Raw genomic sequence first — 12671 nt, forward strand, 5'->3', positions numbered from 1 at the left:
TCATCCAGACATAACGCCTGGACAGGCACGGAACCTCTCGGACGATGTCACCCGGACGGGCCGGCCACAAGAGCTGAGTGGAATCAATATTTCGCGAAGTGGAGCCAGCCCGTCTCGCCGTCGTCGGGCCTGCCGTCCACCGTGACGGTCGGGCCCTCCTCGTCGGGGGCCTCGACTGTCCCGATCTCGGTCCAGTCCGCGGGGAGCGCGGCGCCGGACGGGAAGGTCGCGGCCAGCGCGTGGTCCTCACCCCCGGTGAGCATCCAGCGCAGTGGGTCCAGGCCGAGTGCCGAGCCGATCTCGGACAGCCGCGCCGGCACCGTGAAGGCCCGCGACCGCAGCCGGAGCGCGACCGCCGACGCCCGCGCCACGTGCCCGAGGTCGGCGAGTAGCCCGTCCGAGACATCGATCATCGCGGTGGCGCCCGCGTCGGCGGCGACCGGGCCCGCGGCGTACGGCGGCTCCGGGACCCGGTGCGCGTTCACCAGCGCCGCGGGCGAGCGGAACCCGCGCCCGAGCACCGCGAGCCCGGCCGTGGACCAGCCCAGGCGCCCGCAGACCGCCACCCGGTCCCCCGGCTGCGCACCCGACCGCAGCACCGGTGCGCGCCCCTGCAGGGAGCCGAGCGCCGTCACCGAGACGACGATCACCGGGCCGGAGGTCAGGTCGCCGCCGACCAGCCCGGCCCCGACCGACGACGCCTCCGCCCACAGCCCGTCGGCGAGCTGTTCGAGCCGGTCCGCCGGCGTCGTCGAGGGGCAGGCGAGCCCGACCAGCAACGACGTCGGCACCGCTCCCATCGCGGCGATGTCGGCCAGGTTCGCGGCGGCGGCCTTGCGGCCGATCTGCTCGGGCGACGACCAGTCGAGGCGGAAGTGCACCCCTTCGACGAGGACGTCGGTGCAGGCGACGACCCTGCCGTCGTCCGCCGCGACGACGGCCGAGTCGTCGCCGGGGCCGAGCAGTGTGGTGACCGGCTGGACACGGCCCGTGGTGACGCGGTCGATCAGTCGGAACTCGCCCACCTCCCGGAGTGAGACGCTCGCCTCGGAACCGCCTTCTGGCGTGATCGCGGATGGGGACACGGGGGCTGCCTCCGGTAAGTTCTGCGTCCGACATTCCTGCCGCCAACCATCCGGCAGGGCGGCACGTACCGGAAAGGGGCACGCCGTGGTGCAGGCATACATCCTCGTCCAGACGGAGGTCGGCAAGGCCGCCGCCGTCGCCTCCGAGATCGGGGGCCTGCCGGGGGTCATCTCGGCGGAGGACGTCACCGGCCCGTACGACGTGATCGTGCGCGCCGAGGCGGACGACGTCGACGAGCTCGGCCGGCTGGTCGTGGCACGGGTGCAGAACGTCAACGGGATCACCCGGACGCTCACCTGCCCCGTGGTGAAGCTGAACTGAGACACGCCGTGGCAGGAGCAGGGTCGTCGCGCATCTCCCCGCCGGTGGCGGTGGCGATCGCACTCCCCCTGCTCCTGGCACTCGTGGTGGCCGGGCTGGGGCTGTACAGCCGGGTCTCCGCCGGGCCGGACACCGGCCCGCTCGCGCTCCCCCCGCAGGCGGCACCGCAGGCGTCCACCCCGCAGTGCGACGCCGTGCTGGGCGCGCTCCCCGCGCAGCTCCCGGCCGATCCGGCGCCGCTCGGACCCCGCGAGCTCGATCCCGCGGTCCCCGGCGCGCGGGCCTGGATCGCCGAGCCCGGCCCGGTGGTGCTGCGCTGCGGCACCGAACGCCCCGCCGAGCTGGGGCCGACCTCGCCGCTGATCGTCGTGAACGGCGTGGACTGGCTGCCCCTCGCGACGCCGGACGGCGCGCTCACGACGACCTACGCCGCCGTCGACCGGGGCGTGTACCTGGAACTCTCGGCCGCCGCCGAGGCCGGCCCCGGGCCGCTGCAGGCCGTGTCGGACGCGATCACCGGGACACTCCCGGCCGAGCCCGTGCGTGTGCGCTGACGCGCCCGTGAGTGGTTGTGTGGGCCAGGGCCGAATTTTCCACTCACGAGCGCGGAGCGCCTAGCGCAGGCCGGTCCCCCGGGCGAGCGCCGTCTCGACCATGGTCGTGAGCAGCTCGCCGTAGTCGAGCCCGGTCACGGCCCACATCTTCGGGAACGCCGAGCTCGGGGTGAACCCCGGCATGGTGTTGACCTCGTTGACGGTGATGTGGCCGTCGTCGGTGACGAAGAAGTCCACCCGGGCCAGTCCCTGGACGTCGAGTGCGCGGAACGCGGTGACGGCCTTCCAGCGGACCGAGTCGGTGATCTCGTCGTCGAGCTTCGCCGGGATCTCCAGCTCGGACACGTCGAGGTACTTGGACTCGAAGTCGTAGAACTCGCCGTTGTAGCGCAGCTCGGCGGGCAGGCTGGCGCGGACGCTGCCGTCCGGGAACTCCAGGACGGCGCACTCCACCTCCCGCCCGGGGACTGCGGACTCGACCAGCACCTTCGGGTCGTGCTCGCGGGCCTCGGCGATCGCCGCGTCGAGCCCGGCCGGGTCGGTCACCCGGGTCACGCCCATCGACGACCCCGCGCGGGCCGGCTTGACGAACAGCGGCAGGCCGAGCCGGTCGCGGTCGGCGAACCCGATGTCCGTCCCGGGCCGCAGCACGATGCCGTCGGCCACGTTCAGGCCCTCGGCACGCAGCAGCTTCTTGGCGAACTCCTTGTCCATCCCGACCGCCGACGCCAGCACCCCGGCGCCGACGTAGGGCAGGCCCGCCATCTCGAGCAGTCCCTGGATCGTCCCGTCCTCGCCGAACGCGCCGTGCAGGATCGGGAAGACGACGTCGACCTGCGAGAGCGCCTCGCCGGCGTCCAGCCTGATCAGTCCGCGCCCGGGCTCACCGGGCAGCACGAGGGCGTCGGACGTGCCGTCGACCTCGGGAAGCTCGCGGCCGCTGATCCCCAGCTCCCGCGGGTCGGACGGGCCGGTCACCCACGCGCCGTCCCGGGAGATCCCGACCGGGACCACCTCGAACCGCTCCGGGTCGAGGTGGGTCAGCACGCTGCCCGCGGAGACGCACGAGATCGCGTGCTCGGAACTGCGGCCGCCGAAGACGACGGCCACCCTGACCCGGTCGGAACTCATGGGGCCCGAGGGTAGGCCGGGGGTCCCGGCGGTCGCGCAGCCGGGATCACCGGGTGAGCCGGTCCAGCGCCTCCTCCAGGTCCGCGCGGGTACCGGCGGCGTAGCCCACGACCAGGCCGGACGTCCGGGGTCCGCCGTCGTGGTAGTCCGCGAGCCCGCGCACGTCGACGCCGCGCCGCGCGGCGGCGGCCACCGCCTCCCGCTCGCCGGGACCGCGCAGCACGAGGTGCGCGCCGGCCGGGTCGCCGCTCGCGGCCCACCCCACGCGGTCCGCCGCCGCGAGCACCAGCTCGCGGCGTTCCCGGAGCTCTCGGCGCAGGCGTCGCAGGTGCCGGGCGAGGTCACCGTGCGCGGCGAGCGCGGTGAACACCCGCTGCCCGGCCGGTGCCGGGCGCGTCCCGGTCCGGGAGCGCAGGTCCCGCCACGCCGCGAGCACCGCGGGCGGGGCGACCGCCCAGCCCGCCCCGAGTGTCGGGCTGACGATCTTGCTGGCGGTGCCGAGGTGCACGACGTGGCCGGGGGCGAGCGCGGCGAGCAGCGGCAGCGGCGCGACGTCGTAGCGGAGCTCGCCGTCGTAGTCGTCCTCGATCACCAGGAAGTCCTCGTCCCGGGCCCGTTCGAGCAGCGCGACGCGGCGGGCCGCGGCCATCCGCACCGCGGTCGGGAACTGGTGCGCCGGGGTGGTGTAGACGGCCGCGCAACCGGCCGGGACGGCGTCGACGACCAGCCCGTCGTCGTCGACGGGGACGCCGACGACCCGCACACCGGCGGCCCGCAGCGCGGTGACGGCGCGCCGGTAGCCGGGTTCCTCGACGGCGACGGTCGCTCCGGGCGGGAGCAGCCGGGCGAGCTCGGCGACGGCGGCCGACGTGCCCGCCGTGGTGATCATGTCGTCCGGGGTGAGACCGCGGTGCCGCAGCAGGTGCAGCGCGACGGCGGTGTGGAACCCGGGCAGGCCGTCGGGCCGGGGCGCGTCGTCGGCCGGGGGCTCGGCGGCGGCCCGCCACGCCCGCCGCCACATCGTCCGGTCCAGCGCGGCGACGCAGGGCCGCCCGGGATCGAGGACGTACGGCGGGCGGTGCTCGTCCGGGCCGGACGGGGGTGCGGCGCGGTCCGGCCCGGCTCCGCCGGCCGTGGGCCGCGCCCCGGCGGGGACCGCCGTCACGTAGGTCCCCGCCCCGACCCTGCCCTGCACCCAGCCCTCGGCGAGCAGCTGGTCGTAGGCCGCGGCGGTCACGGTGCGGCTGACCCCGAGCGTCGCGGCGAGGGTCCGGGTGGAGGGCAGCCGGTCACCGGGGCGCACCGGGCCGCCGGCCGCGGCGGCCCGCAGCGCGTCGGCGAGCTGCACGGCGAGCGGGACGCCGGACGCGCGGTCCAGCGGCAGCGGCAGGTCCATCGGCCTTCTCGATTCGCTCCGGATTGGCCGTTCCAGGATGCCACTGTGCGCGGCACGCTCGACAGCGTGACGCTCTCCCCCACCACCCGGAGCACTCTCGGCCGCAAGCGGGACCGGGCCGCCACCGACCGCGCCGCACTGCACGCCGTCCTCGACGAGGGTCTCGTCTGCCACCTCGGCTTCGTCCGCGACGGCGCACCGGTCGTCCTCCCGACCGCGTACGGCCGCGACGGCGAGACCCTCTACCTGCACGGCTCGACCGGTGCCCGCTGGCTCGCCGGCGACGAGCTCCCGTGCTGCGTGACGGTCACCCACCTCGACGGCATCGTGCACGCCCGCGCCGTCATGCACTTCTCGATGAACTACCGCAGCGCGGTCGTGCACGGGAGCGCGCGCAGGCTCACCGGCGCCGACGAGCGGTGGCACGCCCTGCGGACGATCGTCGAGCACCTCACTCCCGGCGCCTGGGACCACGCCCGGCGGCCGGACCGCCGGGAGCTCGCCGCGACCGCGGTGTTCGCCCTGGACCTCACCGAGGCGAGCGTGAAGACCCGGTCCGGCCCCCCGTCCGACGACGAGGCCGACGTCACCGCCGATCTCGCCTGGTCCGGTGTGGTCCCGGTCCGCACCGTCACGGGAGTGCCCGAACGTGCGCCCGACCTGCCGGAACACCACACGCTCCCGGCGCACCTGGCGGGCCGGGTTCACCGGGACGGGTGACGTAGGGTCGGGGGCGACACCGGCCGGACCCCGGCCGCTCCCCACGCGGTCCCGGACCGCGGACACCGCCCTCACCGCCCCCGAGGAGGACGCGTGACGATCATTCCCCCGGTGCCCGACCGGGTCGTCCCCGCGCTGATGCCCGACTGCGTGCAGAACGCGGGCTCGTGGTGCTCGACGCTCTACCGCTGGACCAGCAACGACTTCCTGGCCCAGCACGCCGACACGATCGTCTCGAAGACGTTCTCGATCGGCACGATCGTCGTGTTCGCGGTGCTGTTCCGGTGGGTGGCCCACCGGGCGATCGCGCGGATGGTGGACGGCGCCACCAACGGCCGGTTCTCCGCACTCGTCGGCCGGGCCCGGCGGCTGCGCCGCACCGACGGTGCACGACGGGCCGGCGACTCCCCGGGCTCGCAGCGGCGCATGCAGCGGGCGCGCACGATCGGGTCGGTGCTGCGCTCGATCGTCTCCGCGGTGGTCCTGCTCGTCGCGGTGATGATGGTGATGAACGAGCTGGGCTACCCGCTCGGGCCGTTGCTGGCCGGCGCCGGGGTGCTCGGCCTCGCCATCGGGTTCGGCGCGCAGAACCTCGTGCGCGACTTCCTGTCGGGCATGTTCATGCTGCTCGAGGACCAGTACGGCGTCGGCGACATCGTCGACCTCGGTGAGGCCGTGGGCACCGTCGAGGCCGTCGGCCTGCGCATCACCACGATCCGGGACCTGCAGGGCACCGTCTGGTACGTCCGCAACGGCGAGATCCTGCGGGTCGGCAACATGAGCCAGGGCTACGCGGTGGCGGTCGTCGACCTGCCGGTCGCGCACAGCGCGGACGTCGAGGAGGCCACCGAGATCGCCGGCACCACGGCGACCGAGCGGGTCGCGCAGGACGACGTCGCCGGCGACGTCCTGGAGCCGCCGGAGGTGCTCGGCGTCGACCGGATCGGCCCCGAGGGCGTGACGCTGCGGATCACCGTCCGGGTCAGCCCGGGCCGCCAGTGGGCGGTGCAGCGGGCGCTGAACGGGGCGATCACCGACGCCTTCGACGACCACGGGATCCCGCGGCCGCTGCTGTTCGGCGGCGCGGGCCTGGACAAGCGCGCCCAGAAGCAGAACTGAGACGATGGCTCCGTGAGTGCACCGCAGAACTTCTACGCCGAGGTGGGCGGCGCGCCGGTCTTCCACCGGATCGTCCACCGGTTCTACGAGGAGGTCGCGCGCGACGAGGTGCTGCGGCCGCTGTACCCGGAGGAGGACCTCGGCCCCGCCGAGGACCGGCTGCGGATGTTCCTGGAGCAGTACTGGGGCGGCCCACGCACCTACTCCGAGCAGCGGGGTCACCCGCGGCTGCGGATGCGGCACGTCCCGTTCACGATCGGCCCCATCGAGCGGGACGCGTGGCTGCGCTGCATGCAGATCGCGGTCGACGAGGAGAACCTCTCCCCCGAGCACCGCGAGCAACTGTGGAACTACATGCAGTACGCGGCGCTGAGCATGCAGAACTCCGAGTTCTGATCTCTCCGGTGTCCTGTCGGCGACCCTGCGTGACCGTCTGATCCGCCGGTTGGCGGCCGAACGAGTGGCGTTCGGCGTCAATCCGGGCTCTAGTCCTGTGTGGTCGTGACCGAACGCGTCCGGGCTCGTTGGACCGGACGCCGCCCCGGGACATCGGGCGGCCAGGAGTCGCCCGTATGGGGGTAATCGTGAGCGCAATGCCGTCGTCGTCCGGCCCGGAGCGGCCCGACCCGGGGCACGGGTCGTCGCGGCACTCGCACCGCGCCGCCGAGCCGGAGGCGGTCGGGAGCGACGAGTCGGGTGACGGATCGTGGTTCACCGTGGTGCTCCGCGGCTACGACCGCAGCCAGGTCGACACCCGGCTCGCCGATCTCGACCACCGCATCCACGAGGAGATCCGGCGGGCCGAGTCCGCCGAGCGCGCGCTGGCCGCCGCCAGGGCCCAGATGCGCCGCCTGCAGGAGCAGGTCGAGGCCGGAGCCGCGGACGCGTCCGACCGCCGTGCCGAGGAGGCCGGGTTCGGCCGCCGCGTGGAGCGGGTGCTGCAGGCCGCCGAGCAGGAGGCCACCGAGCTGCGCGAGCGGGCGGCCGCGGAGGCCGACGAGATCGTCGCCCGCGCACGCGCGGAGGCCGACGACCGCCGGACCCGCACCGAGGAGGCGCTGCTCGGCCGCGCCGCCACCCTGGACCGCGAGTTCACCTCCCGCAGCACCGCGCTCGACGAGCGCGAGGAGGCCGCCGCGTCCCGTGAGCGAGGCCTCGCCGAGCGGGAGCGCACGGTCGACGAGCGGTTCGGATCCGCCCGGTCCGAGGCCGAGAAGATCCTCGCGACGGCCCGCTCGGAGGCCGACGACGTCCTGTCCGGCGCCCGCGACGAGGCCGCGTCCGCGCTGCGCGACGCCGGTGCCGCGCGGGACGGGGTCACCCGGGACGTCGAGCGGCTGGCGTCGCTGCGTGACCAGGTCCGCGGCGAGCTGACCCGGGTGCGCGAGGCGCTCTCGGCCGAGCTGGACCGTGAGCCGGTCGCCGCGGCGCTCGACGACGCCCTGTTCGGCCCGTCCGCCACGCCCGGGACCGGCGACGATGCCACCGGCGCGCCGGCCGGCGCCGTCGCGTCGGTCTCCGAGCTCGGCTCGGCGCGTGGTGCGGCGTTCGTCTGGTCGTCCGGCACGGGCGCCGACCGGACCCCGCCGACCGTGACCGACGAGGAGCCGGCCGCCGGCGACCCCGCCGACGACACCCCCGGGGACGGGGCCGCCGACGACACGGACGCCCCTTCCCCCTCGGCCACCGCGGAGCCGGCGGACACCACCGGCGACACCGCCACCGGCACCCTGCTCCTCGGCCCGGGACGCCGGCCGGGCGGCGCCCGCCGGGACGACGACGACCCGGACAGCACGACGGTCGGGCAGATCCCGCCGATCTCCCTCACCTCGATCGGGGTACTCCCGTTCGGGGAACTCGGCGCGGGCCGTGACAACGCCCGGACCAGGACGGACGGGGCCAACGGCGCCTCCCGCCCCCAGCGGGGACCCACCCGGGGTCCGGGCCCGGGACGCCGCTCGCGATAATCGGATCGTTATGTGCACCCGACCGTCACAGAACGCATGACGTCGGCGCCCGGTCAGCCGGGACGCGACGACGCAGCGGAACCGGCCCCGGACGGGCTCGGCGAAGCGATCCGGACCGGCCGCGTCCCCGTGGTCCCCGGATCGCTGGTCGACCTGGTGATGAGGTCGGGTTCCGACACCGACCCGGACCGTCCCGGCGACGCCTCCGGACCTCCGGGACCTCCCGGGTCCCCCGGCGGCACCGCGGACGGCGCGAGCGACGCCGGACCAGAGCCGGCGGGGCCCCCGGGGTCCGCGGACCCGCCGCCCGGCTCCGCGGCCGGCTCGGCCGCCCCGGTCGCCACCGGGCCCGGCCCGGACTCGGCCGTGACCGGGACCGGGACCGGGTTCGCCGATCTCGTCACCCGCGGGCGTGACGGGTCCGGGACCGACGGGCGTGCGGCACCGGCAGCGCCCGACCGTGCGTCGGGCAACGGCGTGAACGGGACCCCCGGCGTCGGCGGGACCGCCGGCACCGGAGCGCCCTCGCCCGGCGCCCGGCCCCGTCCGGCACCGCGCCCCGCGGCGGACGACGCGTCCGCCCCGGCCGGCCACGACCCCGACGAGGCGTCCCCCGACGACTCGTACGCCGACCTCGGCGACCTCGGCGACGACCCGCTGGGTGTCGGGCCGCTGCCGGCCGACGACCCCGCTTCCGGTGGGTCCGGCGACGACGGATCCGGCGACCGCGCCCCGGAGGGCCCCGGATCCACCGACGGCTCCGGCGACCCGTTGCACACCCCGCCCGACCGTTTCGCGCCGCCGCCGTCGTTCGCCCCGCCTGCGACGGCCGCGGACCCGGCCACGGCCACCCCGGCCGCCGGCCGTCCGCGGATGGGCGGCGGACGCCCGTCGACCGACGGCATCCCGGTGACCGCGCCCGCCCCGACCGTCGTCCCGCCGATCGCGCCGAACCCGCGTCCGATCGACGAGGAGGGCACCGGCACGACGCCCGCGGTCCCCGCGGCGGGACCGGCCGCGCGGCCGGACGCCGGCACGTCCGACGACGACGGCGGCGAGACGACGTCGAAGCGGTGGCCGCCACGCCCGTCACGGCCGTCGTCCGACGGCCCGGAGACGGACATCCTCCCGCCGGGCGCCCTCATCGGGCACTACCCGAGCGCACCGAACGACGCCCGGCCCCGGGACGACGCGGCGCAGGCCGAGCCCGCCGCCCGGCCGGCGACCCCGCCCGGCGGCCGTCCGACCATGCCGGGAAGGCGCCCGCCGGCGGACCGGTCGCCGGAGCAGCGGCCCGCGACGGGTCGCACACCGTCGGGCCCGGCGATGGCCGGCCTGTCCGGCGACGACCTGTTCGCGACGCAGGCCGGCGCGGACACCGGTGGCGGTTTCGGCAGGCTGCCCGGCCGCGGCGCCGATACCTGGGCACCGGCCGACCGCGACGAGGCCGGGCCCGCCGATCCGGCCGGTCCGGGGACCGGGCCGCAGACCGGCGCGTTCCCCGCCGAGGACCCCCGGTCCGGCGCCGGCCCGCAGCCGGGTGCCCTCCGCGAGGGTCGTCCCGGACCCGGACCCGGTCCGAGGACCGGTGCGTTCCCGGCCCCGGAGGCACGGCCCGGACCTGGCCCCCGGTCGGGGTCGTTCCCCGCCGGCGAGGCCGGCACCGGGGCGTTCCGCGCCCCGGCGCAGCCGCCCGGCGCACCGGCACCGGGCTCGCCCTGGGCGCCACCGGAGGCCGCGCCCGGCCGTCCGCCGCAGGGGCCGCGTCCGTCGCAGGGCCGGCCTGTCCCGCCGAGGCCCGCACCGGGCCGTCCCGGCGACGGGACCGACGTCACCGAGACGATCCCCGCCCTGGACGTCGACGGGCGCCCCCGCGCCGTCGCACCGGGCCGCACGGACGCCGAGGACCCCGCCCCCGCCGAGCACGCCGTCGAGGGCACCGCCCCGGTCACGCCGCCGGTCACGGACGACGCCCCCGACCCCACCACCCGCAACGCGGCCGCGGCGGCGTCGGTGGGTGCGGTGTCGGTGGCGGCGGCCCGCGCCGAGTCCGGCAAGGACGGCACCGTCTCCGACACCGGTCCGCAGGGGCCGCAGTCCCCGGCGGACAAGCCGATCGCCCCGCGCCGCGAGGCGATCATGTCGGCGAAGCCGCGCAACGGCCGCCGTGGCGTGTCCCCGGCCGGTCTGGCGATCGCGCTGGCGATCGCCCTCCTCGGCGCGCTGACGCTCTGGGCGATGCTCTCGCCGACGCCGGAGGACGCCGGCGGCGACACGCTCGGCGCGGCGGTCAGCGGTGACGCGGACGCGGGCCGGGGCCCGCGGCCCCCGGTCGCCGCCGCGGCGGCCAGCCTGTCTCAGCCGACGGTGCGCGCGACCGTCCCGGCCGGTGCCGCGCCGGTCGCGGTCGCCGCCGCGCCCGGCGGGCCCGCGCTCGTGGCGGTGCGCGACGCGAACCGGCTCCTCGTGGTCGATCCCGCCGGCGACGCCGTCACCGGGGAGATCCCGCTGCCCGGCGTCCCGGAGGACGTCACCACCTCGCCCGACGGCACGCGGGCGTTCGTGACGATGTCCGGCGACGGCGGCGGGCAGCTCGCCGTCGTCGACGTCCCGGGCGCCACGGTCGTGAACACGGTGCCGGTCGCGGCCGATCCGGCCGGTGCGGTCACCTCCGCCGACGGCCGCTTCCTCTACCTGCCCTCGCGCGCGAACGGCGTCGTCGACGAGCTCGACCCCTACGCGGGGGTCGTCACGCGCTCCGTCCCGGTCCCGCAGACCCCGTCCGCGGCCGCCCCGAACGCCGAGGCGAACCGCGTCTATCTCGCCACCCGCGGCGCGGACGAGCTGACGGTGCTGGACCCGGACAGCCTCACCGTGCTCGGGAGCTTCCCCGTCGCCGGGGGCGCCGAGGCGGTCGCCGCGGCCCCGGCGTCCACGTCGTCCCCCGGGCCCCGGGTCGCCGTGGCCGGACCGGACTCCGACACCGTCACCGTGCTCGACCCCGACGACGGCCGCGAGATCGCCCGCGTCGAGGCGGCCGGTGGCCCGACCGGCCTGGCGTTCGCCGCCGACGGCCGCCACCTGTACGTCACCACCGGGCAGGGCCTCCAGGTGGTCGACACGCGGTCCTGGGAGGTCGCCGGTTCCACCGACGTCGCGCTGAACCCGACCGCCGTCGCCGTCTCCGCCGACGGTCGCACCGGCTGGGTCACCGGCGACGGCGAGGTCAGCGTCCTCAACCTGTCCTGACCCGGTGGGTCTCCGCTACCCGGTCACGGTGAGCGGCAACGACACCACGCGACGCTTCACGACGGCGCCGTAGCGGGCGTCGAGCCGCACCCAGGAACCGGACGCCGACACCCGCACCCGCGGCTCACCCGCTCCGGTTCCCCCCGGCCCCGGCACGGCACCACCCGCGTCCGCCGGCCCGGATCCCAGGAACCCCATCCCGGACATCGCGAACAGCACCCGCATCGGCACCGTCACCGGCCGCCCCGGCTCCGGCGGCGACACGGTCAGCACCGTCTGGTCCAGCAGCGACGCCGGTGGCCCCATCGGTCCCGCGTGCTCCCGGGCCAGTGCGAGGCCGCGCTCGGCGAGGCCGTCGAGCTCGCCGGCCGGGATGTCGTCGACCAGGGCCCAGCCCTCGGCCGGCGGCAGCTCCTCCATCCACGCGGCGGGCGCCCCGGGGTCGATCTCCTCGGCCCGTTCCACGGCCAGCGCGGTGAGCAGCGACGACGCGTGCGCCGTGACCGGGACGCCGCCGTCCAGGGTGCCTGCGACCGACCGGGTGACCAGGACGTCGAACGGGGTCCGCGCCCACGCCGTGACCCGGTCCCCCGCCGTCGTCAGCCGGATCGCCGCCGCCTGGTCGAGCCGCACGACCCGCGCCGTGAAGGCCCCGAGGTCGTCCCGCTCGGTCGCGTCGGCCAGCCGGAGGGTCACGACACTGCTCCCAGGTGCCGCTTCAGGAAGTCCCGCTCGCCCTCGGTGATCCGCCGCGGGCGGTTCGCCCCGAGGTCGTAGAGGGCCATCGACGTCCACGCGGTGACGGCGACGGCGTCGTCCCCGCCAGGGCCGTCGCGCAGGACGTAGTCCAGCGTGAACGACGCCGCCCGCAGGTCCCGGACGGTGATCTCGACGCGCAGCGGGTCCGCCCGCCACGGCAACTGGCGCCGGTAGTCGACGTGCAGCCCGGCGACGAGCAGGCCGGACGCGAACCCGGTCAGCCCTTCCTCGCCGGCGCCGGTGAAGGCGAGCGCGACGCGCGCCTCCTCGATCAGCGTGACGATCCGGGCGTGGTTCACGTGCCGGTAGGCGTCCTGGTCGGTCCAGCGCAGCGGGACCGTCGTGACGAAGGCGGACATGGGCGTGAGT

The 12671-nt window shown here is 76.6% G+C and carries 12 protein-coding genes; 7 read left to right on the forward strand and 5 right to left on the reverse strand.

Going from position 1 to position 12671, the window contains the following annotated elements:
- Positions 1 to 83 precede the first annotated feature (83 nt).
- Positions 84 to 1070, reverse strand: a complete 987-nt coding sequence (locus AD017_RS06135) for a thiamine-phosphate kinase (RefSeq protein WP_227012897.1) — start codon at positions 1068 to 1070, stop codon at positions 84 to 86.
- A 100-nt stretch (positions 1071 to 1170) separates the two neighbouring features.
- Between AD017_RS06135 and AD017_RS06140 the strand changes: the two genes are divergently transcribed.
- Positions 1171 to 1407: an Lrp/AsnC family transcriptional regulator gene (locus tag AD017_RS06140; protein WP_010232392.1), complete on the forward strand. Its 237-nt coding sequence runs from the start codon at positions 1171 to 1173 to the stop codon at positions 1405 to 1407.
- Between the two features lie 8 nt (positions 1408 to 1415).
- Positions 1416 to 1961, forward strand: a complete 546-nt coding sequence (locus tag AD017_RS06145; protein ID WP_202796394.1) for a DUF3515 domain-containing protein — start codon at positions 1416 to 1418, stop codon at positions 1959 to 1961.
- 60 nt (positions 1962 to 2021) lie between these two features.
- On the opposite strand, the gene AD017_RS06150 is transcribed toward AD017_RS06145, so the two are convergent.
- Positions 2022 to 3092 (reverse strand): D-alanine--D-alanine ligase family protein, encoded by a 1071-nt coding sequence (locus tag AD017_RS06150; protein WP_010232394.1) that lies wholly within the window; start codon positions 3090 to 3092, stop codon positions 2022 to 2024.
- A 46-nt stretch (positions 3093 to 3138) separates the two neighbouring features.
- On the reverse strand, positions 3139 to 4488 hold the full coding sequence (locus AD017_RS34400; RefSeq protein WP_060573408.1) for a PLP-dependent aminotransferase family protein: 1350 nt from the start codon (positions 4486 to 4488) through the stop codon (positions 3139 to 3141).
- Positions 4489 to 4554: 66 nt separating this feature from the next.
- Here AD017_RS34400 and AD017_RS34405 point away from each other — a divergent pair, with 66 nt between their 5' ends.
- From AD017_RS34405 to AD017_RS06180, 5 genes are all read left to right on the forward strand, one after another.
- Positions 4555 to 5208, forward strand: coding sequence for a pyridoxamine 5'-phosphate oxidase family protein (locus tag AD017_RS34405; protein WP_033200148.1), 654 nt, complete (start codon positions 4555 to 4557; stop codon positions 5206 to 5208).
- A gap of 93 nt (positions 5209 to 5301) precedes the next feature.
- Positions 5302 to 6327: a mechanosensitive ion channel family protein gene (locus AD017_RS06165; RefSeq protein ID WP_010235963.1), complete on the forward strand. Its 1026-nt coding sequence runs from the start codon at positions 5302 to 5304 to the stop codon at positions 6325 to 6327.
- Between the two features lie 12 nt (positions 6328 to 6339).
- Positions 6340 to 6723, forward strand: a complete 384-nt coding sequence (locus tag AD017_RS06170) for a globin (protein WP_010235960.1) — start codon at positions 6340 to 6342, stop codon at positions 6721 to 6723.
- Between the two features lie 188 nt (positions 6724 to 6911).
- Positions 6912 to 8294, forward strand: coding sequence for a hypothetical protein (locus AD017_RS06175; RefSeq protein WP_145984107.1), 1383 nt, complete (start codon positions 6912 to 6914; stop codon positions 8292 to 8294).
- Between the two features lie 36 nt (positions 8295 to 8330).
- The gene (locus AD017_RS06180; protein ID WP_060573412.1) at positions 8331 to 11543 is read left to right on the forward strand and encodes a YncE family protein; all 3213 of its coding nucleotides are present in this window, start codon (positions 8331 to 8333) and stop codon (positions 11541 to 11543) included.
- A 15-nt stretch (positions 11544 to 11558) separates the two neighbouring features.
- Here AD017_RS06180 and AD017_RS06185 read toward each other — a convergent pair whose 3' ends face one another.
- Together AD017_RS06185 and AD017_RS06190 are read right to left on the reverse strand one after the other, a co-directional pair.
- On the reverse strand, positions 11559 to 12239 hold the full coding sequence (locus tag AD017_RS06185) for a hypothetical protein (RefSeq protein WP_060573414.1): 681 nt from the start codon (positions 12237 to 12239) through the stop codon (positions 11559 to 11561).
- Positions 12236 to 12661 (reverse strand): thioesterase family protein, encoded by a 426-nt coding sequence (locus AD017_RS06190; protein WP_010225636.1) that lies wholly within the window; start codon positions 12659 to 12661, stop codon positions 12236 to 12238. Before AD017_RS06190 ends, AD017_RS06185 begins: the two co-directional genes overlap by 4 nt.
- Positions 12662 to 12671: the final 10 nt, after the last annotated feature.

It is taken from the genome of Pseudonocardia sp. EC080619-01 (assembly GCF_001420995.1).
Lineage (GTDB): Bacteria > Actinomycetota > Actinomycetes > Mycobacteriales > Pseudonocardiaceae > Pseudonocardia.

Bases quoted from the DNA above. Each gene is read 5' to 3' on its own strand.
- AD017_RS06150 (WP_010232394.1), bottom strand. From the start codon at position 3,092: ATGAGTTCCGACCGGGTCAGGGTGGCCGTCGTCTTCGGCGGCCGCAGT.
- AD017_RS34400 (WP_060573408.1), bottom strand. From the start codon at position 4,488: ATGGACCTGCCGCTGCCGCTGGACCGCGCGTCCGGCGTCCCGCTCGCC.
- AD017_RS06180 (WP_060573412.1), top strand. From the start codon at position 8,331: ATGACGTCGGCGCCCGGTCAGCCGGGACGCGACGACGCAGCGGAACCG.
- AD017_RS06190 (WP_010225636.1), bottom strand. From the start codon at position 12,661: ATGTCCGCCTTCGTCACGACGGTCCCGCTGCGCTGGACCGACCAGGAC.